20 protein-coding genes and 12 tRNA genes are annotated in these 19,410 nt (G+C 48.0%); 12 read left to right on the forward strand and 20 right to left on the reverse strand.

Translation table 11 applies throughout. The annotated features are described in order from the left end of the window. Positions 1-135 precede the first annotated feature (135 nt). From NG795_RS24915 to NG795_RS24970, 12 genes are all read right to left on the reverse strand, one after another. Positions 136-209, reverse strand: a tRNA-Leu gene (locus tag NG795_RS24915). 6 nt (positions 210-215) lie between these two features. Then, positions 216-292, reverse strand: a tRNA-Gln gene (locus NG795_RS24920). Positions 293-300: 8 nt separating this feature from the next. Next, positions 301-376: transfer RNA gene (locus NG795_RS24925), tRNA-Gln, on the reverse strand. A 7-nt stretch (positions 377-383) separates the two neighbouring features. Beyond that, positions 384-457 (reverse strand) — tRNA-Phe (locus tag NG795_RS24930). A 4-nt stretch (positions 458-461) separates the two neighbouring features. Continuing rightward, positions 462-551, reverse strand: a tRNA-Ser gene (locus NG795_RS24935). 37 nt (positions 552-588) lie between these two features. Then, a tRNA-Ser gene (locus NG795_RS24940) sits at positions 589-675 on the reverse strand. A 4-nt stretch (positions 676-679) separates the two neighbouring features. Then, positions 680-766, reverse strand: a tRNA-Tyr gene (locus NG795_RS24945). Positions 767-774: 8 nt separating this feature from the next. Next, a tRNA-Glu gene (locus tag NG795_RS24950) sits at positions 775-852 on the reverse strand. A gap of 4 nt (positions 853-856) precedes the next feature. Continuing rightward, positions 857-931, reverse strand: a tRNA-Trp gene (locus tag NG795_RS24955). Between the two features lie 3 nt (positions 932-934). Further along, positions 935-1,009, reverse strand: a tRNA-Ile gene (locus tag NG795_RS24960). Positions 1,010-1,018: 9 nt separating this feature from the next. Further along, positions 1,019-1,093: transfer RNA gene (locus NG795_RS24965), tRNA-Glu, on the reverse strand. 56 nt (positions 1,094-1,149) lie between these two features. Continuing rightward, positions 1,150-1,224: transfer RNA gene (locus NG795_RS24970), tRNA-Asp, on the reverse strand. A 489-nt stretch (positions 1,225-1,713) separates the two neighbouring features. Here NG795_RS24970 and NG795_RS24975 point away from each other — a divergent pair. Together NG795_RS24975 and NG795_RS24980 are read left to right on the forward strand one after the other, a co-directional pair. After that, positions 1,714-2,373: a glutathione S-transferase family protein gene (locus NG795_RS24975; RefSeq protein ID WP_367291314.1), complete on the forward strand. Its 660-nt coding sequence runs from the start codon at positions 1,714-1,716 to the stop codon at positions 2,371-2,373. Positions 2,374-2,445: 72 nt separating this feature from the next. Further along, positions 2,446-3,141 carry a hypothetical protein gene (locus NG795_RS24980; RefSeq protein ID WP_367291315.1) on the forward strand — a complete coding sequence of 232 codons (696 nt, stop codon included), beginning with the start codon at positions 2,446-2,448 and terminating at the stop codon, positions 3,139-3,141. 102 nt (positions 3,142-3,243) lie between these two features. Here NG795_RS24980 and NG795_RS24985 read toward each other — a convergent pair whose 3' ends face one another. After that, positions 3,244-3,639, reverse strand: a complete 396-nt coding sequence (locus tag NG795_RS24985) for an alr0857 family protein (RefSeq protein ID WP_367291316.1) — start codon at positions 3,637-3,639, stop codon at positions 3,244-3,246. A 239-nt stretch (positions 3,640-3,878) separates the two neighbouring features. Then, positions 3,879-4,427, reverse strand: coding sequence for an HNH endonuclease (locus NG795_RS24990; RefSeq protein WP_367291317.1), 549 nt, complete (start codon positions 4,425-4,427; stop codon positions 3,879-3,881). A 213-nt stretch (positions 4,428-4,640) separates the two neighbouring features. Here NG795_RS24990 and NG795_RS24995 point away from each other — a divergent pair, with 213 nt between their 5' ends. After that, positions 4,641-4,763 carry a hypothetical protein gene (locus tag NG795_RS24995; protein ID WP_367291318.1) on the forward strand — a complete coding sequence of 41 codons (123 nt, stop codon included), beginning with the start codon at positions 4,641-4,643 and terminating at the stop codon, positions 4,761-4,763. Positions 4,764-4,865: 102 nt separating this feature from the next. Further along, complete coding sequence (locus tag NG795_RS25000; protein WP_367291319.1) at positions 4,866-5,201, forward strand: hypothetical protein; 336 nt, start codon at positions 4,866-4,868, stop codon at positions 5,199-5,201. A gap of 165 nt (positions 5,202-5,366) precedes the next feature. Here the strand turns inward: NG795_RS25000 and NG795_RS25005 are convergent, their stop codons facing one another. Further along, complete coding sequence (locus NG795_RS25005; RefSeq protein WP_367291320.1) at positions 5,367-5,816, reverse strand: tellurite resistance TerB family protein; 450 nt, start codon at positions 5,814-5,816, stop codon at positions 5,367-5,369. Between the two features lie 39 nt (positions 5,817-5,855). Beyond that, positions 5,856-6,950 (reverse strand): 3-dehydroquinate synthase, encoded by a 1,095-nt coding sequence (gene aroB / locus NG795_RS25010; RefSeq protein ID WP_367291321.1) that lies wholly within the window; start codon positions 6,948-6,950, stop codon positions 5,856-5,858. Positions 6,951-7,044: 94 nt separating this feature from the next. Here aroB and petL point away from each other — a divergent pair, with 94 nt between their 5' ends. Continuing rightward, on the forward strand, positions 7,045-7,140 hold the full coding sequence (petL, locus tag NG795_RS25015) for a cytochrome b6-f complex subunit PetL (protein WP_015148453.1): 96 nt from the start codon (positions 7,045-7,047) through the stop codon (positions 7,138-7,140). A 23-nt stretch (positions 7,141-7,163) separates the two neighbouring features. Here petL and NG795_RS25020 read toward each other — a convergent pair whose 3' ends face one another. After that, positions 7,164-7,334, reverse strand: a complete 171-nt coding sequence (locus NG795_RS25020) for a hypothetical protein (RefSeq protein ID WP_367291322.1) — start codon at positions 7,332-7,334, stop codon at positions 7,164-7,166. A gap of 222 nt (positions 7,335-7,556) precedes the next feature. On the opposite strand from NG795_RS25020, the gene NG795_RS25025 reads away from it, so the two are divergent. Next, complete coding sequence (locus tag NG795_RS25025; protein WP_367291323.1) at positions 7,557-8,894, forward strand: MFS transporter; 1,338 nt, start codon at positions 7,557-7,559, stop codon at positions 8,892-8,894. A gap of 31 nt (positions 8,895-8,925) precedes the next feature. Here NG795_RS25025 and NG795_RS25030 read toward each other — a convergent pair whose 3' ends face one another. The 3 genes from NG795_RS25030 to NG795_RS25040 form a co-directional block, all read right to left on the reverse strand. Further along, positions 8,926-9,855, reverse strand: coding sequence for a glycine betaine ABC transporter substrate-binding protein (locus NG795_RS25030; protein ID WP_367291324.1), 930 nt, complete (start codon positions 9,853-9,855; stop codon positions 8,926-8,928). Further along, entirely contained in the window at positions 9,852-10,484 is a 633-nt protein-coding gene (locus tag NG795_RS25035) for an ABC transporter permease (RefSeq protein ID WP_367291325.1), read from the reverse strand. Before NG795_RS25035 ends, NG795_RS25030 begins: the two co-directional genes overlap by 4 nt. Before the next feature lie 131 nt (positions 10,485-10,615). After that, a complete protein-coding gene (locus NG795_RS25040; RefSeq protein ID WP_367291326.1) occupies positions 10,616-11,398 on the reverse strand; it encodes an ATP-binding cassette domain-containing protein in 783 nt (260 codons plus the stop codon). A gap of 490 nt (positions 11,399-11,888) precedes the next feature. Between NG795_RS25040 and NG795_RS25045 the strand changes: the two genes are divergently transcribed. The 6 genes from NG795_RS25045 to NG795_RS25070 all read left to right on the forward strand — a co-directional run bounded on the left by NG795_RS25045 (position 11,889) and on the right by NG795_RS25070 (position 19,327). Beyond that, positions 11,889-12,266 carry a response regulator gene (locus tag NG795_RS25045; protein WP_367291327.1) on the forward strand — a complete coding sequence of 126 codons (378 nt, stop codon included), beginning with the start codon at positions 11,889-11,891 and terminating at the stop codon, positions 12,264-12,266. 640 nt (positions 12,267-12,906) lie between these two features. After that, the gene (locus NG795_RS25050) at positions 12,907-16,437 is read left to right on the forward strand and encodes a PAS domain-containing sensor histidine kinase (RefSeq protein WP_367291328.1); all 3,531 of its coding nucleotides are present in this window, start codon (positions 12,907-12,909) and stop codon (positions 16,435-16,437) included. Positions 16,438-16,942: 505 nt separating this feature from the next. Next, entirely contained in the window at positions 16,943-18,007 is a 1,065-nt protein-coding gene (locus NG795_RS25055) for an adenylate/guanylate cyclase domain-containing protein (RefSeq protein ID WP_367291329.1), read from the forward strand. Between the two features lie 165 nt (positions 18,008-18,172). Beyond that, the gene (locus tag NG795_RS25060) at positions 18,173-18,307 is read left to right on the forward strand and encodes a hypothetical protein (RefSeq protein ID WP_367291330.1); all 135 of its coding nucleotides are present in this window, start codon (positions 18,173-18,175) and stop codon (positions 18,305-18,307) included. A gap of 224 nt (positions 18,308-18,531) precedes the next feature. Beyond that, positions 18,532-18,825, forward strand: coding sequence for an ATP-dependent Clp protease adapter ClpS (gene clpS / locus NG795_RS25065; protein ID WP_156824050.1), 294 nt, complete (start codon positions 18,532-18,534; stop codon positions 18,823-18,825). 205 nt (positions 18,826-19,030) lie between these two features. After that, positions 19,031-19,327, forward strand: a complete 297-nt coding sequence (locus NG795_RS25070) for a DUF2103 domain-containing protein (RefSeq protein WP_367291331.1) — start codon at positions 19,031-19,033, stop codon at positions 19,325-19,327. The last annotated feature ends 83 nt before the right edge of the window (positions 19,328-19,410 follow it).

The raw sequence follows: 19,410 nt of genomic DNA on the forward strand, positions 1-19,410 counted from the left end.
AGATTTAACCACTCAAGAACATTGAAGATTTTGGAAATTCATTAGATAAATTTATCACCACAAGTCCTAAAGAGCCAACAGAATTTTAAGTCTGCCGCGTCTACCGATTCCGCCACAGGAGCGAGAGAACAAAGGTACTCCCGGTGAGACTCGAACTCACAATGAATCGCTTTTGAGGCGATCGCGTTTTCCAATTACGCCACAGGAGCAAAAATTGGATGCCCCGCCAGGGATCGAACCTGGACTCTTCTGGGTCAAATCCAGAAATGTTACCTAATTACACCACAGGGCATTGTGATATGGATGCCTGGGTTGGGGTCGAACCAACCTCTCTGTGAGTCAGATTCACAGCGACTTGCCAATCGTCCACCAGGCAATACCAGTCCCCCAGGTCGGTTTCGATCCGACGACCTCCTGTTCTTCAGACAGGCGCTACTACCAACTGAGCTACCGGGGGATAAAGGAGAGAGAGGGATTTGAACCCTCGTCGGATTTATTCAACCCGATCGGTCTTTCCAAGACCGCGCCATCAGCCTCTCGGCCATCTCTCCAGGTTGGGTGAATTTCACCCAAGTTATACAAAAAAGGCGGAGAGGGAGGGATTTGAACCCTCGACGGTCGTTAAACCGCTCTTTCTTAGCAGGAAAGCGCCTTAAGCCACTCGGCCACCTCTCCAGAATGGGCCGGGAGGGACTCGAACCCCCATGTTCAGCACAATAGCACTTGATTTACAGTCAAGCTCCTTCACCAATTTGGATACCAGCCCATACAATGTGGCAGTGCCGACGGGATTTGAAGAAAGCAAACGCTGACTTGAAAGGTCAGTGGCTTTACCAATTTGCCTACGGCACCAGGTTGGCGAGGGGACTGAGATTTGAACTCAGATCAACGGTTTTGGAGACCGTCATGTTAGCCGTTACACTATCCCCACGTTTGGTCGCAGCAGCAGGATTTGAACCTGCATCAACCCAGTTATGAGCTGGGTACTTTACCATTAAGTTATACTGCGATATTGATTTGGTAGCCTCAACGGGAATTGAACCCGTATCCCAGCCTTGAAAGAGCTATATCCTAACCATTAGACGATGAGGCCAGATCCATTTCAACCGAATTTTTTTCTTGGTTTTTCCAAATTTAATCTGGGCTGAACGGGAGTGACGGGACTTGAACCCGCGACGACTTGTTCGACAGACAAGTGCTCTACGCTAACTGAGCTACACCCCCATGAAATCAGCCTTAGATTACATGGAATTTGGAAAAGTTTGGCGGTTGATGGGGTGGGAATGATTCAAGGGAATGATTCCCACCCATTGAGTCCGCCATTGTTTCCGTTTTCATTAAATGGCCCTTTGATTATTCAGTTTTCAAGGTTCGATGTGGGCGTTTGGGTAGAGCGTTTTGCTCTGTCTCTCTCGCCTCATATTTATATACTACATACATACTACAAAACTGTCAAGGGGTTTTGGAAAAATTTTTGAGTTTTTTTTGAAATTTCATTGAAATGCTTGTTTAACAAGGGTTTTGCCTGACAAGCAATCTGAGAAAACTGCAGTAAATTAACATACTACAATGAGAAAAGACTGAAGTATGGGCTGGATCCCAATAGGCCCAGACAGAGGGTGCTGACTCTCTTCGATGGAGTAGCGCTGACCCGGTTCTAGTTTTGGACCGAAAGCTGGTTAAAATCAGTAGGGTATCTTAAAAAATCAAGCCATGTTGAAGCTATACTACAATCTCATTTCTTTGAACTCTCGCCGGGTCTGGATCTCCTTATTAGAAAAAGGTCTCCCGTTTGAATTGGTCCCGATGAAACTCGATGGTGATCAGTTTCAAGGGGAGTTTCTGGCACTCAATCCGTTTCACCAAGTTCCGGTTTTGGAAGATGGGGGATTTGTAGTCGTGGAGTCTTTGGCAATTTTGGATTACTTAGAGGCAAAATATCCGACTCCTTCTTTACTGCCTGCGGATCCGCAGATGTTAGGAACGGTGAAAATGATTGAGCTTTTGACGTTAACTCAAATGATGCCCCCGATGCGGCCCTTGATGATGAATTGGATGGGGTTTTCGCAAGAAAGTCCGGACAAGTTGCAAGAGGCAAAACAGAATATTGCTCAGGTTTTAGGCTTTTTTGAAAGTAAATTAGCCGATCGCCCCTATTTTGGAGACCAACAGCTAACCTTGGCCGATATTGTTGCCGGAACTGCGATTCCGTTTTTGCCGAGTATGGGATTACCCCTGGAAGATTATCCTCAGTTGAAGGATTGGTGCGATCGCCTGATGAACCGTGAGAGTTGGCAACAAACCCAACCCACCAAAAAACAAATTACAGAATTTCAAACCCAAATGAAAATTTTGCTCTCTCAGCGCCAGTAAATTCCGGCAGTTTTTTCACCCAATGGTTATAATTTAACCACTGTAAAGCCACAAGAGGACTGAATGATATTCATGAGCATTTCTTTAATCAATGTTGCCCACTACTACAAACAACTACCGCATCAAAAGCAAGCGCTGACTATCCTCCAAGAAAAAATAGAAGCGACTCATCCCGAGTGGTTAAGCGATGATTCGGCATTTGTACGAACCTGGAGAAAGCAAACAGACAGCCCTAGGTTTTCTCCAGAAGTCGAGATTACTTCGGACCGGAAACAACTCCGAGGGGAGTGGGGAGGAAATACTTATACCATTGATGTGGATGAACTGAATGTGTTGGTTCTGGATACCTACGATAAAGAAACAGGAAATCTGGTCGATCGCGAACGGAGTGGAGATTTATTTGCCGAAGTCGCGGTTAATCCATTGACGGGACATATTGTAGTAGGAGTTGTCCTGGATTATTTTGCTGCCGTCACCACCAGTGGCATTTTCGTCATTGATCCGCAACCGGGAGGCTATGGGATTTATCGTGCCCAAGTCCCGGGACCGAGACCTTTTCCGAATGAGTTTTCGACTTATGGTTTAGGGGATATTACGTCCTTGAGTTTTGTAGAAGAAAACTTGCGGGTGCAATATGCGGATGCAGCAGGTAATCGTTCTACTATTACGTTTCAACCGGGAAATACTCCGGCGATGGAATATGCCAATTGTGTGGATAATATGGTGGTCGAGGGCGGTCCAGGGTTGTGCTCGCGAATTAATCAGTAGGATAAATAGGAGGGCGATCGCCTGAGTGGATTTCAGAAGAAATAGAGTTCAACCCCGAATGAACCCAGATACTTCCAGTGTCTCTGGGTTCATTTTTTTAGATCAATCTACTTCATTGAGTAAGGAAACCCCGGCATTCGCTTCCTCAGAACATTTGAGGATATAGAACTCAGCCCGATCGCTCAAGGCGGTGACAAAAACCCCAAAATCGTTCTGAGAATCCGTAGAGATCCAAGTCCCGCGTAGGCTGACTTCCACATACTCGCTATCGGCAACGCAGATGGAAATCATATCCCCTGGATCGTTTAATGCCTCCGCTTCCAGAAATTTCAGTCCGGGCAAATCTGTAGGCAGCAAAAACGACGCGCTAGAGGGGGCGATCGCGATGCTTTCACCCACTCGCATCGCCACGACTGCACGGGTCGCCACGACTTCCTCAATGGAGTCAGGCAGACGCTCTAGGTTAAAGCCGGTTTCAGTATAAATGAACTTCAGCATTGCCAGTGATCTCTCGTCTTTGTGAGTTATTCTTGCTTCGCCCTTGAGTGAGAGTCTGAGTTGCCCGAACTTATGTGATTCACAACAAAGAGCGGATATCTGCTTATAGAATTGTGAAACATCAAAAATTTATTGAACGATTGGCAATTCCCAATCTCAGATTCACTCCGTCTAACTTCTTCCCTTGAGCTTTTCTCCAAAGAGTGTGCAGAAATTGTACATCAAATCCCGGGTTGCTCTCACTCGTTCCCCTTCAAATCGCTCCAGAATTGTTCTGCAAACGAGATCGCCGGGTGGATAGGGGCCTTGAGTTTGCTTTTGAGGGACATTCCGGCTTCCATCGGAGTGCGATCGCCCTTGCGAGAATTGCAACTCATACAGGCGGTTACGACATTATCCCAACTATGACTCCCGCCTCGGGATTTAGGCAAGACATGATCCAGGGTTAAATGTTTCGTACTGCCGCAGTATTGACAGGCATGGTGGTCCCGTTTGAGGACTTCCCGACGGTTGACCGGAGGCACCTTCCAAATCCGTTCAGTCCCCGTAATGGTGAGGCGGATATGGGGAGGAACCATCACCACCTGAGAGGGCGATCGCACCTCATACATTTGAGGGAACTCCAAGTCAAAGTCGTCGCTATTGCTGCCATCGCTTAACTCTAACGGTTCTGCCTTGCCTGCAATTAACAGGACAATTGCTCGTTTAATGTTGACTCGGCTAATCGGTAAGTAGTTTTTAGAAAACACCACCACCGATTTTGTTAACACATTCGTTATGCTATTCACGACTCGACTCCTTAAAAAAACAGCCCCCACTTCCTGATTCAGGGGAAGCGGGGGCTGAAAAAACTCTTATTATTAGGGTCTTCTCGTCCTAGATGGGTAAGGCACTTGATGCCTATCCCTCCCGCTTCTGCTATGAATATTTGGCCATGCTGATAGCTGACCTAACTCGGATTTAAAATCCTCACTCATCTCGAAATCTCGGTCCGCATTCCTATGATACTCAACCTGCCCGATGGACACCAAAGCGATAGCCGATGTCACGAGGCGATCGCCTGCATCAACATCACGGCCCAAGCCATTGGCATACTGTCCGGTGATTGTAGGAAGGAGGGGTAAAAAGTTCACGTTTAGATTTTTTGAAAGCAAGGACTTGAATTCTCCACCAAACATACTACACTAATATTACAGAGAATGTAAACCCTTCAGAGGAAAAAAGTTATGTCCGCGATTACTCGAACCTCCACCACCGAAATGGAAGTCACCAGCATCCGCTTAGAGAGATCTCTGAAAGAAAGCCTCAAAGCCATTTCTGGCAATCAAGGCTATCAAGCCTTGATTCGAGACGTGCTCTGGAATTATGTCCAGCAAAAATCAGGAGAGTATCGACCTTCATTTTCCCGAGACGATATTCGCGCCAGTTTAGATGCGACGGCCCAACGAGAGGAACGGTGTGTCCTCACCGGCAAAGTGATTCGACCGCAAGAACCCATGTTATTAGGCTTAACCACCGGGGGCGATATGGTACCTCTGAGTATAGAGAGTATGGTTGGATAGTCAAGTCTCCCGCCTTCTTGTGGCTTCAGCAAGCCCAGGTTAGGGAATTTTTGGTTAAAAATTTAGAGGCGATCGCGTTGAATTGGCGATCGCCTCTGTCGTTCTTCCGGTCCAATGGGTCCTCTACCCTTGCCTATTTCTGGGTACAGGACCCAAACCGGGTTTTTATTCTGATCGCCGGTAATTGTCCCAAGCTTCTGTGATCAGTCGGGGTGCCGTTTCTGCGGGAATTTTCAGCGCTTGGGCCAGTTTATCCAAATAATGGGATTCTTGTGGCGTCACCTTCCCATCAACAATGGCAAAGGTAGCGGCTACGGCAAAGGCATCTTCGACCATATCATCCGGGAGGGCTTCAATGGCAGCATTAAACAAGGCTGCAGTCCCTTGACGGTCCCAAATTCTATCAACTTTGGCCGAAATTTTGGAGATATCTTCTTCCACATACCCTCTCATCGCCCCACTTGCCATCAACTCATGGAGTAACTCCGATTGTTGTTCAGACATTTGACCATCGGCATAAACCACAATCAACGTAATGGCAAACAACGCTTCGACAGGCGTGAGTTTTTCCGTTGATTTCGCGTAAGTTTGGAACAGTTTGTCATATTTGCTCATGGCATCCCCCTTTTTCGGACTCTCCCAGGTGAACCGGCGTTACTGCATTCCAGGCAATATCTGGCGAATCAAATCTGACGTCACGCGATCGCTGACAGTTGCCGCACCGATTTGGGTGGGTAACACAAACCGCACTTTTCCATCTTTCACCTTCTTATCGGTTTGCAGGGTGTCAATAATTTCTTCAATGTTTAACCCCTCGGGTAATTTTGTCGGCAACCCGGCTTTTTCAATCAAGGCAAACTGACGGCGATCGCACTCCTCATCCCAGAGTCCCAATGCCACCGCTAACCGCGATGCCGCCACCATCCCGATCGCCACCGCTTCGCCGTGATTCGTCCCCTTATAGTGGGTCAAACTTTCCACCGCATGACCGATCGTGTGACCATAATTCAGAATCGCCCGCAATCCGGCTTCTTTTTCATCTTTACCCACAACATCCGCTTTACTTTGGCAAGAACGGGCGAGAATTTCTTCCAAAAATCCCGCATTTACATAGCGCAACTGATCCAACCGTTTTGCCTGTTCCATCTGGGTGAATAATTCTGCATCCCAAATCACCCCATATTTAATGACCTCGGCCATTCCGGCTCTAAATTCCCGGGCTGGGAGCGTTTTTAGAACCTCGGGGTCGATCGCCACTAACTTCGGTTGATAAAATGCCCCTATCAGATTTTTCCCCTGGGGATGATTCACCCCGGTTTTGCCCCCAATCGACGCATCCACCATTGCTAACAGGGTGGTGGGAACTTGAACAAAATTAATCCCGCGCAACCAAGTCGCTGCCGCAAATCCGGTCATATCTCCGACGACCCCACCGCCTAAAGCGACCATTGTGGAGGACCGTTCTAGGCGCTGTTCTAGGGCCGCATCGTAAATTTTTTGAATCGATCGCAGGGTTTTGTATTGTTCCCCTGCCGTCAGGATGCAGGTAGATACGTCAAATCCTGCGGCAGTTAAGGAGGACCGGAGGCAGTCGCCATACCGTCGATCTACCACTGGGTTGGACACCATTAAGACTTTTTTCCCCAACTTCAGGGGCTGCATTTGCCCTCCGAGTTGATCTAAGGATTGAGGGGCGATCGCAATATTGTAAGAGTCCTGGGGCAGATTGACGCGGATATCAGACGGCATGGTAAACAACCCATTCACTAAAACTAGAGGGCTGTATTGTATCGCAAGCCATGATTCAATGGTGGGTAGCGATTTTAAATGGAGATACTTCTCAATGTCTGGAATCCTTGCTTACGCTTTGATTGTCGGTGGAGCCTTCGTCAGTGCCGTGGTCCTGATGTTTGGATTGCGTGCCGTCAAGCTGATCTAATTCCAAATCCGATTGTCAAAGATCTAACAATACTCTTGAGCCCGCGCTTCTCGGGCTTCGTCCCTGTAGCCCCACCCTTGAGGGTGCGGGTTTTTATAGACCTCATCCAACCCGCGAAGGCGGGTTTTTTTATGGCAGCGATCGCGAGGGGAGTTCCAGGCAAAAATGAGGCGATCGGCCCGGATGGAGTCCACAGAAGATTGCAGGTATTAAGAATCAACAAAAGATTAAAAACGCGATCCCCAATAGTCAGTATTTTTGCGGATACCTCATCCACAGGCACTTTAAGCCCAATAACTGCGTCGAATTAAAGTAGGTAATCAGACTAAATTTACATTAAGTTTATTTTTTATTTGCAACTTTTCAGCGGTGCAGTTGGCTCTTTTTTTTCTAACCCTACAACCCATACCGACCCGATGAATCTTTTCTTAATCAACCCTTTCCGGTTATCGCGCCTCACGGTACCGCTGTGGTTTTTTGGCTTTGTGCCGTATAAATTAGGCGAAGCGTTATTAATCACCCTACTGCCATTATTTATCGTTCAAACCGTCGATGGCAGTGTAACCGATGTCGGACGAGTCCATTCCCTGACTTCCCTCGCCGGTGTCATAGCCTTTATTGTTTGGGGCAACCTTTCCGATCGCCTCAAACTGCGCCGTCCCTTCCTGATCCTCGGATTTTGTGGGTTTGCCCTCTGTACCGCACTCACGGCGATCGCCCAGGGAATCGAGCAAGTCATGATATTCTGTACCCTAGGCGCATTTTTCATGGCCGCCATTACCCCCGTTGCCTCCGCCCTGGTCATCGATGGCAACCCCGAAGACCGATGGGCCAGTGCCTTTGGTCGATTTTATCAGATTTCTGGCTGGAGTTTTGTCGGGGGCGTTTTGTTGGGGGCCAGTTGGTTAGCCTTCATTCCCATCCATTGGACGAGTATGGGACTGCGATCGCTGTTACTCGTAGCCAGTGGTGCCGCTACACTCAGCTTGATTCTGTGCGTGAAATGGGTAAAAGAACCGCGCAAAAGTTTAGAACACCGCCAGTATCAGCCCGAGTTACATGACGTGATCTCTGTAGCAGTCATCGAAAGACGGGCAATGTTTTATTCCTCGCGAATGCTGTATTTTATCCTGCATCCGTCATGGCCGGTTAACCTGCTTCATAACCTCTCCCGTCCCCTGCTGCTTTACTATGGTTGTGCAGCAGTCTTTTTCTTCGCGGTCAATGTCGTCTTTGTTCCCTTTCCGATTTTTCTGAGCACCCATTTAGGGGCAACCAATACTCAAATTTTACTGATTAGCATGGGTAAAGCGGCGATCGAGGCGTTCTTTTACCTGCCAATGGCCCGTTTTGTCCAAAAACGCAAAGGGGTTCAGCTACAAGCTTGGGCAACTGCCATCCGAATTGCCGTATTCCTGATTTTCACTCTAGTGGCGGTGATGCCTGTCCATCCCCTGAGTTTGCCCATTGTTGGCATCGCCCACCTCTTAACCGGCTTAACTTGGGCTGCAATTAGCATTTCTAGCACCACCATCGTTGCCAAACTTGCCCCCAAAGGTCAGGAAGCGATCGCAATGGGTTCCTATAATTCCCTGATAGGTATTGCCACAATTGTTGGCAGTTTGGTAGGCGGAATGATGGCTGTTTCTTATGGATATAGTGCTTGTTTCATCACAGGTGCCATCTTGATGGGTGTAACTGCAACTCGGTTATTTTGGATCGGGAAAATGCCGAACATGATTCTCCAAAAATAGAGAAACCGGATTAACTGATTATTTCCCCAGTCTATTCTGATTCATTCCCGGATTGCTGTGACTGTTTCGAGGCCAAAAACTCCCGCACTACTTCCTCATATCGACGAAATTCTCCATCAACTTGATAGTTCATTTGTTGCATTTCTGCTTCAGAAATTAATCCCGCCAGTTGGGTAATTGCCGCTTCTAGTTCTGGATATTTTTCTAAGGTTTCCTGCCGAACAATAGGAACCGCTTGATAAGGGGGAAAATAATTTTTATCATCTTCTAGCACAACCAATCCCAATTTATCAATCAATCCATTGGTAGAATCTCCGGCAATTAAATCCACTTTTTTATAAACTAAGGCCCGATACATTAATCCTAAATCCATGACTTCTGGAGGGCGGGCAAAGGTTAGTTGATAGGTTGCAGCCAAGCCCGGAAAGCCATCTTCCCGGCTCATAAATTCATAGCCAAATCCGGCTGTCCATTGGGGGGTATGTTCAGCCGCATCGGAGAGAGTTTTTAAGTTTAAATTCCGTGCATCTTCTCCTCGGACCATGATGGCAAAGGTATTATTAAAACCTAATGGAGGCATGACGGTTAAGTTAAATTGGTCTTGATAGGCTTGTTTGACGTTCTGGTAAACGGTTTGAGCGTCGGAGATGGGGGGCTGGTTTAAAATGGCGGTAAAAGCCGTGCCGGTATATTCAACATAAGCATCAATTTGGCCGGTTCGGAGGCCATCATGACAGAGGAAGGTTCCGCCTAAATTTAACTGGCGATCGACCGTTAAATCGGTTTGAGATTCTATTTGTTGGGCGAGGAGTTCACCGAGGATATTTTGCTCAGTGAAATTTTTAGAGCAAATTACAATATCGGCCCTTCCCCTAGGGCGGGAGTTGTCCGTTTGGCATCCGGTGACTGTCCCGAGAGTGAGGGTACAAAGGGCTAAGAATAAAAGTTGTTTGGCGTTCATTTTTTGACCGTTAATTGATGTTCAAGCCAGCCGATCGCCCCATCGGCAATTAAGGCGATCGCCGCTGCCGGAACTGCCCCGGCTAAAATCAGTTGATTGTTCACCATCGAAATGCCTTGAAAAATCAACGCCCCCAGTCCACCGGCCCCGATCGCCGCAGCAATCGTCGCCGTTCCCACGGAGATAGCCGTGGAGACTCGCACCCCAGCCAAAATCACCCCCATTGCCAAGGGAATCTCAACTTGACAGAGCAATTGCCAATCCGTCATCCCCATACCCCTTCCCGCCTCACGAATGGCTGGATCTACCCCAACAATGCCGGTGTAAGTATTGCGAATAATCGGTAATAAGGCATATAAAGTTAGGGCAAATATGGCGGGGACTGCCCCAATTCCGCCAATGATGGGTACGGAAATTAAAAAGCCAAAGAGGGCTAAACTGGGAACAGTTTGCAGGATATTGGCAACGCCCAGAATGCTCTGGGAGAGGTGCGGTTTGCGGGTGATGAGAATGCCGAGGGGAATCCCGACTGTTGTGGCAATGGTAATGGCGATCGCCACTAAAAATAAATGTTCACCACTCCGACGCAAAATTTCTTCACTATATCGAATCAGAAAAAACTCATCCATTATTCAGGCTGATAGAGTAGACAAGGGTGGATTGATAGGGCAATGGGTGAGAAACCGGGTTTCTGGCCCCGATGGGTGACTCCATAGCCAAGATTTGGTCAAGAAACTGCGTTTCGGAGGACCAGAAACGCCTAGAAATCAGCGGTTTCATCGAAGGTGGGAGTGGGGAGGCAGCGGATAAAGGCTTGAGCTTCGGGATGTTCGGATTGCAAAAATTCCGGGGGAGTGCCTAACATGACCAGTTTGCCATCTTGCATCAAGCCGATGCGGGTTGCCAAGCGTAAAGCTTCGTGAATGTCATGGGTGACAAATATTACGGTTTTGCCGAGTTGCTGTTGCAGGTGTTTAAATTCCCGTTGGAGTTCCAGGCGGGTAATGGGGTCCACCGCCCCAAAGGGTTCATCCATGAGCAAGACGGGGGGATCGGCCGCGAGGGCACGGGCGACGCCGACGCGCTGGCGTTGACCCCCGGAGAGTTGGTGAGGGTAGCGGTGGAGGAAATGTTGAGGTTCTAATCCGACGAGTTCGAGGAGTTCGGTGACTCGGTTCTGGATGCGATCGCGGTCCCATCCCTGAAGTGACGGGACGAGACCGACATTTTTAGCTACGGTGAAATGAGGAAATAAACCAATGTCCTGAATGACATAGCCCATCCGTCGCCGCAACTGAATCGGGTCCCATTGAGTGGTGGGTTTGCCCTCAACGAGGACCTCGCCATGAGTGGGAATTTTTAGAGCATCCATCAGGGCGATCGTGGTACTTTTGCCGCTGCCACTGCGTCCGATGAGCACTAACGCTTCACCACGATTGACTTTAAAATTCAAATTGGAGACTAAATTGCGCTGATTCACCCGAAAGGTGACATCCCAAAATTCTACAACTGAATCGTTAACAGGGGGGTTGGGTAAGGACATAAATCAATGGATCGGTGGATCGAGGGCAGGGGTGGGGGAGAATTTCCGTCCGGAGGGCAAGGGGGGTTCTGGGGGCGGTCCTGTAATCGAACCCTTGAGTCAGTTCCATGATGTGGCTTGTGGAAGAGTGGCGATCGAGTAAAGTAAATTAAGAAAGACACTGCAGGAGGAGTCGAGCGTTGTGACGGCAAAATAAATTACGGCAACATTGTTGCACACAGAGATAGGTTTGTAAGTTTATAGAAAATGGCTCCTAGGCTGGAGATCGCTGCCGAAATCTAAGGACCGATCGCTAGGGGAAGAACAAAACACAACGCTCCATGCCAAACCGGGCATTCAGACTGACCCCGCTCAGATTTTAAGCCATTCGCGCCTTCAAGCAACCTTGGCGTTGAAACTGGGCAATAATATCGAGGCGTGGAAATGAGCGTTATGGTAGAAAGCCTTAAGGAAGGCATACAGTAAGGGGAGCAAAGGGAACCCGAAAGCAATGCATAAGATCCTGTTGGTAGAAGATAATGAGATGAATCGGGATATGCTATTGCGTCGTCTGAAGCGTCGGGGCTATGAGGTCATCGTAGCCGTCGATGGCGGACAAGGCGTCACAATGGCCCATGCCGAAACACCTGACTTGATTTTGATGGATATGAGTTTGCCGGTATTAGATGGGTGGGAAGCAACCAAGCGGATTAAAGCGGCACCGGATACTCAGTGGATCCCGATTATTGCATTAACTGCTCATGCCATGTCTGGCGATCGCGAGAAATGTCTGGCGGCAGGATGCGATGATTATGACACCAAACCCGTGGAGTTTCCTCGGTTGTTAGAGAAAATTCAGTTACATATTTCCAAGCAACCGACTGTTTAAGATGCCGCTTGCACTCAGATGCTGAATGGGGAGAATCGATGAGGAAAATTTAAGGGGTGCGATCGCCACGGGGTTAATTTCTTCACTCTTGAACAGCAATGAAAGGGATTTCCATCAGTCCACAGAAGTTTTGAGTGATATTTTTAAGGATTCGGAGTTCTCCAGGCGCAAACTGCGGATTTTTAATGAAGGAGGATTCTGGGTCAATTTTAAAATCCGGAGATCGGAATCACAGGGCAGCCGCCCTCATCGGTCAAACCTAGATTTTCCCAAGCATTCATCCCTTGCCGCCAATCTGGGTTATTTCCTGATTTTCTGGTTTAATCTCAACCCTACTATTAGTCCATAGCCGTGATGGGTGAAATAACCAGAGCACCGAGGAGAAAAAGGAGGTGAATCAATGGTGCCAAGCACCTGCCGATTTGGGCAGCAATTTCTGTGATCATAAATGGGAATTTAACGGCCAATGATTGTCTGAAATTTTAGTCAGCGCTTCACTTTCTTGAGATCGTCCAGGATCGGAACTCAAAAATAGCGGTTAGGAAAGCAGGGGCTCATATCCCGTTGATGACAAGACAGGAACTCTAAAAATGACGGTTCAAGTCAAACCCACCCTCTTCGCCAAAGAGATCTCATCAAGATGTCTAATAATTTACCGGCCCAGAAGTTGAAGCCCAATGCAGATGTGAATTGTAACCCCGAAAATCAGCAGGGGGGGCTGATTCAAACTTATACCCGGGTGGGAATCCTCTTGGGTTGCATGATCCCAGTCTTTGCATGGATTCTGGACATGGTGATGCGAGAGGTGGACTGGTCTTTAGGGGCGATCGCCCAGGTCCATCTCACCAATCCACTCCACTGGATTCTAGACCTTAACCCCCTATTCTTCGGCTGGATGGGGTGGACCTGGGGACAATTAAAAATTGCCCAGAAAACCACCTATCCCACGTCTTTGCATTTTAGTCCGGTCCAAAGCGACAGGGTTGGCATCCCATCCCTGGGGACCCCCACCGCAGACCAACTGGCACTTTACCTGAATCATCTCCCGATCGCCGTGATTGAATTCAACCTCAACGGTGAGATTCAAACCTGGAATCCCACTGCCGAAACTCTCTTTGGCTATCACGCCAGCGAAGCGATCGCCACCCCTTTAGTCACGGCTATCATCCCAGAAAATGCCCGTTCTGATTTCCAAAACCACTGGAATCACTTCTTAACCCACCCCTGTAAACAGCGTTGGCGGTTAGAAAATCGCACCCGAGACGGCAGAACCCTAACTTGTGAATGGAATGTCCTTCCCCTCCTCAATCAGTCCCGTGAACTCATCGGAGTCGCCGCTTTAGTTTGCGAAATTACTCAGCAGGTGCAAATCGAAACCGCTTTGCGCGATAGCGAAGCCCGATTGCGCCGACTCTCGGAAGCCACCTTTGAAGGGATCATCATTCATATCCGAGGAAAAATTATCGATGTTAATCAAGCCCTCGTAAAAATGAGCGGCTACTCGGAAGCCGAGTTGATTGGCAAAAATGCCTTCGATTATTTAACCCCCCACTCTAAAAGAATCGCTTTAACCCGGATTAAATTAGGCGATGCAACCCCTTACGAGGTAGAGGTTTTAAAAAAAGACGGCACAATTGGGGTCGTAGAAATTCAGGGGAAAGAAATTTTAAATTCCGGTGAAAGAGTCCGGGTGGCAGCGGTGCGAGACATTAGCGATCGCAAACGCTCCCAAGACCTGGAAAAATTGCTCATCGCCACGGTGACTGAAAATCAACGAACCCTAGCCACCCTGATGAGCAACCTTCCGGGCATGGTTTATCGCTGTAAAAATGACCAAAGCTGGACAATGGAATTTGTCAGCGATGGATGTGTCGAATTAACCGGATATAATTCCGAAGATCTCATCGGGAATCGCCGGGTTTCTTTTGGCAAAATCATCCATCCTGACGATCAAGACCAACTCTGGGCAAAGGTCCAATCCAGTTTACAAAACCAACAGCCCTTTGAATCGGCTTACCGCATCATCACTCGCAGTGGAGAAACCAAATGGATTTGGGAACAAGGACGCGGGATTTTTTCAGTTACGGGAGAATTATTTGCCCTAGAAGGTTACCTAACTGATATCACCGAACGCACCAAATCCGTAGAAGCTCTGCGTCAGAGTGAAGCCCGCTATCGGGCTATTTCTGAACTAGCTTCGGATTTTGTCTATTCCATGACCCTCAATGAGCAGGGTGAACCGATCGCCGAATGGGTGACTGAATCCTTTAAACGGATCACGGGCTATACCCGAGAGGAAATCAATCAAAAAGGCGGCTGGCATCGGGTGATTCATCCCGAGGATTTGCCCAAGTTTCGGCAATTTGAGCGAGAAATGCTCGGGGAACAGGGGGCGGTTTTAGAATACCGAATTTTTACCAAATCCGGTGAAATTTGTTGGTTGCGCGATTCCGCCCGAACGGTTGATAACCCCGGGGAAGAACCGAGAAAGAAGGTGCTCGGTTCGGTGCAGGATATTAGCGATCGCAAGCGGTCCGAGTTCCAAATGTTACACGCTATGTCTTTATTGAGCAAAAGCGAAGCCAAAAATCGCGCCTTGCTCAATGCCATGCCTGATTTAATGTTCCGCTTTGATCGCAAACAAACGATTTTGGACTTTAAACCTGTCAATGGCATCGATTTTGGTAACTTAAGCGGCCAATTTTTAGGTAAAAAATTAAGTGAATTATTATCCGATGAAGTGGTCGCCGATTGTATTAATGCTTTAGAAAAAACTTTACAAAGTCATGAAATTGAAATATTTGAATATGACTTAACTATTAACGAAGAAATATTTAGTTATGAAAGCCGGGTGGTGGCAAGTGGAGAGCAGGAAGCCTTGGCGATCGTCCGAGATATTACCGCCCGCAAGCGCTCGGAAGCGGAAAAACTGCAATTAATCGCCTCTTTGCAAGAAAGTGAAGAAAAATATCGGTCCGTGGTGAATACGGTTCAAGAAGTCATTTTTCAAACCGACCCCAATGGATGCTGGACTTTCCTGAACCCGGCTTGGACGGAAATCTCAGGATATAGTATCCAAGAAAGTCTGGGGACGCCATTTTTAAACTATATTCATCCCGAGAATCACCTGGAGACTCAACAAAAATTCCAGAAATTGGTGCAAGGACAGATTGACTATTGCCACCATGAGGTGTGTTATCTGACCAAGAGGGGCGATCGCCGCTGGATCGACGTTTATGCGAGGCTGAGACTCTCTGCCGAGGGGACAATCATCGGCCTTGCCGGGACTCTCAACGATATCAGCGATCGCAAGAAAGTCTCCCAGCAATTGCAAGAAGCCAAAGCCGCCGCCGAAGCAGCAAACCGCGCTAAAAGTGCCTTTCTTGCCAACATGAGTCACGAACTGCGAACCCCCCTCAATGCGATTATCGGCTACAGCGAAATTCTCCTCGAAGAATCTGAAGATTTAGGGTCGGAAGAATTCATCCCGGATTTGCAAAAAATCCAAGTTGCCGGAAGACACTTACTCTCCCTGATTAACGATATTTTGGATATTTCCAAAATCGAAGCGGGTAAGATGGAACTCTATTTAGAAACCTTCGAGATCCAGACTCTGGTTGAAAATGTCCTGGCCACCGCCAAACCCTTGATTCAAAAAAATAACAATACCTTAGAATCAATCTGTCCCCCTGATATCGGAACCTTATATGCAGACTTGACAAAAATCCGGCAAGTGTTATTAAACCTATTGAGTAATGCCGCTAAATTCACCACCGAGGGAACCATTACCTTTGAGGTTTCTCGCGACCTGATGTGGATTCCTCAGACCCCTTTGAATTCATCTCTCGGGGAGTCGGGGGAACCGAGGGGGACAGATTCTACCCCCCCTGTCAACGGTGACCCTTTGGGGCCTCCGTCTCCCTGTATTATCTTTCGGGTGACGGATACGGGGATTGGCATGAGTCCCGAACAAATGAATCAAATTTTTAACGCCTTTACCCAAGCGGACCCTTCTACGACGCGCAAGTATGGCGGCACAGGTTTAGGATTAGCCATTTCTCAGCGATTCTGCGAGATGATGGGAGGTGAAATCTCCGTGAGCAGTCAAGTGGGAGTGGGGTCCACTTTTACAGTCCGTCTCCGGACTGTCCCAGTTCAGCCTGACTCCTAATGCTCAAATGAGGCATTTTCCAGGGGAAATTCTCTGGCCGTCGGATAGAACCTTCAAGAAATAGGTAGAATCCTAGGAAGTTTCCCTCTTTAAATGGGATTTCGCCGAATCACTTGCACTACGGCCACAGAGCAAACGCCATCAGGGGTTGATTTGCTCCTTTAATCTCAGTAAACCCAGCTATGCGGACACTAATGCCATGATGCGATCGCCCAAAACTCCTCTCCTACTCCATGCGGTTCTGAGTCGTTTGAAAACCCCTACACCCAGTCGGGTGCAGCTACGCAGACAAAGCCTCTATGAAAAGAGCTAACCTCAAAATAGAACTTTGACCCCCGGATTTGGTATCAAGACGTTCTACCTCCTGCCGGATCTCTAGGATCCCACGGCTAAGGTTACCCCTATCGTCTCCTAAAGGCGATCGCCACTTCCGATACGGGTTAACCCCATTAAACCCCTGCCCGATTGCTATTTCGAGCCTGCTAGATTTTAAAGAGTCGATGCCATGAACCTTGACCAAGCCTCGGTGCTGGTAGTTGATGATGTTGAAGCCAACCGCGATCTCCTCTGCCGCCGCTTGAAGCGGCAAGGCTACCACGTCAAAATTGCAGAAGATGGACTGAAGGCACTCGAATTAATCCGAGCGGAGCCCTTCGATCTCGTGCTGCTCGATATTATGATGCCCCATCTTAATGGCTATCAAGTCTTAGAGGAAATTAAGGCCGATTCCAGTCTGCGCCATATCCCGGTGATTATGATTTCCGCTGTGGATGATATTGATAGTGTGGTCAAATGCATTGAATTGGGCGCAGAAGACTATCTCTCTAAACCCTTTAATCCGGTGCTGTTAAAAGCTCGGATCGGTGCTTCTTTGGAGAAAAAACGCCTGCGAGACCAAGAACAAGCAGTTTTACAAAAGTTACAAGATGAACAGGCTAAATCGGAACTGCTCTTGCTGAATATTTTACCCAAACCGATTGCGGAACGGCTTAAGGCCGGGGAACGGACGATCGCCGATAATTTTTCGGATGTGACGGTTCTGTTTGCCGATATTGTCGGCTTTTCCCAGCTTTCTTCTCATTTATCTCCCCCGGAATTGGTGGAGTTTCTCAACCATATTTTCTCCTTGTTTGATGAGTTGGCGGATAAATATGGGTTGGAAAAAATTAAAACTATTGGCGATGCCTATATGGTGGTCGGGGGATTACCGATGCCTAGACCGGACCATGCCCAGGCGATCGCGCAAATGGCTCTCGATATGCTCGACGCTACGACCCAATTAAAAACAAATCATGGCGAAACGATCGCCATGCGGATCGGCATCAGTACCGGCCCGGTGGAAGCGGGAGTCATTGGAACTAAAAAGTTTAGTTATGACCTATGGGGGGATACGGTCAATACGGCTTCAAGAATGGAATCTCACGGCATTCCTGGACGGATTCAAGTGACAACTTCGACTTATGAATGTCTGGCTGATGATTTTTTATTTGAAAACCGGGGCCTGATTCAGGTCAAAGGCAAAGGAGAAATGTTGACCTATCTCCTAATGGGTAAAAAACCTATTGTTTAGTTTAATTCAATCTGATAATTATTTCAAACCCTTCGGGGTTTTCTATGTTTTAAAGCGGTGCCACCCAGACCGGAATCCATTCGGTTCCTCTGAAGGGTGACTGGGCGATCAAGGGTGAGATGCTCCTGCTGTTGACCTCCCTCGGTTGCAGGGGTGATTCATGAATTGCCCCGAACTGGAGGGTTGCTCAAGGGGCGATCGCCTCCCCAACGAAAACCTCCGGAGTCGGCGATCGCCCTACTTGTTCCCCTGAACAAATATCCCGTACCGTCCCCGGTTTCCCTAAAATTAGTGCAATGATTCTGACAGGTTGAGAGGCGATCGGCCCTTAAACCGATTCACCCCCCCCGCCAAAAATTTAGCCCAGCCCTTGACAATTTCTGGCTCCTTCCGACTCAATAGATTGATGATCGGACAGTTCCTTGTTAAACTAACCACAGAATCACTGTACAGAACTATTATTGTTAACTTAATTCGGTAAGGCTAAGGCTATGACTAGGGGACTTTCAGTAAAGATTCGCTCAATGGCGACAGCGCCGACTATTGCGCCGGACCAAGTGGGTCAAGTTACCCGACAACCGTATCCGAATTATAAGGTAATCGTGCTTAACGATGATTTTAATACCTTTCAGCACGTTTCCTCCTGCTTAATGAAGTACATTCCCAACATGACAAGCGATCTGGCTTGGGAACTCACCAATCAAGTTCACTTTGAAGGACAAGCTACAGTCTGGGTGGGTCCACTAGAGCAAGCCGAATTGTACCATCAGCAACTCAGCCGCGCTGGATTGACGATGGCTCCTTTAGAAAAAGCCTAATCCGGTTAAAGAATCAGGCGTCCCAGCTTAGGGTTCAAGATGAGGGTTTCACGGTTTACCCTTAAGATGAACCAGAAGGTTGCATACTGTAAGCTACAGACGCGCAATTTCTCGTCTAGGGTATCCAAGCTGATTTCCAGGCTGTAGCAGCCTTTGGTTGGTTCCCCAATATCAAGAAAACACTATTCTATTTGGTAAACATCTTATGGGAAAACCTTCTAGCGGTCGCTTGGTTCTGAATCACTCCACCCATATTCCTGGTTTAATCGCCATCCTGGAAAAGTTAACGGGTTGCCTCGGCATTCAAACCATTACTCCCGGGGTGATTGGTCGCGCCAAAGGTCACTGTCCCCAGATGAAGTTAAAAATATCGGTTCCTATTTTGGGCGGATATAAGGTGATTGCCAGACAGGGAAAAACGGTGCAAGAAGTCTTTATCATCACAGAATTAAGTCAACCGGACTTAGAAGGGGCGATCGCTTCATGTTTGTCCAAAAAATAGCCCCGGGGTCTGACTCGGCAAAACCCTCTCCCCTGATGATTAGCTTTAAACTCCTGTTCTCCCACCCCATTCATTTGAATTAA

The sequence above is a fragment of the Laspinema palackyanum D2c genome (assembly GCF_025370875.1).
GTDB lineage: Bacteria > Cyanobacteriota > Cyanobacteriia > Cyanobacteriales > Laspinemataceae > Laspinema > Laspinema palackyanum.

Excerpts from the sequence above, each read along its gene's own strand:
- aroB (WP_367291321.1), bottom strand. The coding sequence starts at position 6,950 with ATGCCGTCTGATATCCGCGTCAATCTGCCCCAGGACTCTTACAATATT.
- NG795_RS25005 (WP_367291320.1), bottom strand. The coding sequence starts at position 5,816 with ATGAGCAAATATGACAAACTGTTCCAAACTTACGCGAAATCAACGGAA.
- NG795_RS25055 (WP_367291329.1), top strand. The coding sequence starts at position 16,943 with ATGAACCTTGACCAAGCCTCGGTGCTGGTAGTTGATGATGTTGAAGCC.
- NG795_RS25070 (WP_367291331.1), top strand. The coding sequence starts at position 19,031 with ATGGGAAAACCTTCTAGCGGTCGCTTGGTTCTGAATCACTCCACCCAT.
- NG795_RS25000 (WP_367291319.1), top strand. The coding sequence starts at position 4,866 with ATGTCCGCGATTACTCGAACCTCCACCACCGAAATGGAAGTCACCAGC.
- NG795_RS25045 (WP_367291327.1), top strand. The coding sequence starts at position 11,889 with ATGCATAAGATCCTGTTGGTAGAAGATAATGAGATGAATCGGGATATG.
- NG795_RS25030 (WP_367291324.1), bottom strand. The coding sequence starts at position 9,855 with ATGAACGCCAAACAACTTTTATTCTTAGCCCTTTGTACCCTCACTCTC.
- NG795_RS24975 (WP_367291314.1), top strand. The coding sequence starts at position 1,714 with ATGTTGAAGCTATACTACAATCTCATTTCTTTGAACTCTCGCCGGGTC.
- NG795_RS25040 (WP_367291326.1), bottom strand. The coding sequence starts at position 11,398 with ATGTCCTTACCCAACCCCCCTGTTAACGATTCAGTTGTAGAATTTTGG.
- NG795_RS24980 (WP_367291315.1), top strand. The coding sequence starts at position 2,446 with ATGAGCATTTCTTTAATCAATGTTGCCCACTACTACAAACAACTACCG.
- NG795_RS24995 (WP_367291318.1), top strand. The coding sequence starts at position 4,641 with ATGATACTCAACCTGCCCGATGGACACCAAAGCGATAGCCGATGTCAC.
- NG795_RS25035 (WP_367291325.1), bottom strand. The coding sequence starts at position 10,484 with ATGGATGAGTTTTTTCTGATTCGATATAGTGAAGAAATTTTGCGTCGG.
- NG795_RS25050 (WP_367291328.1), top strand. The coding sequence starts at position 12,907 with ATGTCTAATAATTTACCGGCCCAGAAGTTGAAGCCCAATGCAGATGTG.
- NG795_RS24985 (WP_367291316.1), bottom strand. The coding sequence starts at position 3,639 with ATGCTGAAGTTCATTTATACTGAAACCGGCTTTAACCTAGAGCGTCTG.
- NG795_RS25025 (WP_367291323.1), top strand. The coding sequence starts at position 7,557 with ATGAATCTTTTCTTAATCAACCCTTTCCGGTTATCGCGCCTCACGGTA.
- petL (WP_015148453.1), top strand. The coding sequence starts at position 7,045 with ATGTCTGGAATCCTTGCTTACGCTTTGATTGTCGGTGGAGCCTTCGTC.
- clpS (WP_156824050.1), top strand. The coding sequence starts at position 18,532 with ATGGCGACAGCGCCGACTATTGCGCCGGACCAAGTGGGTCAAGTTACC.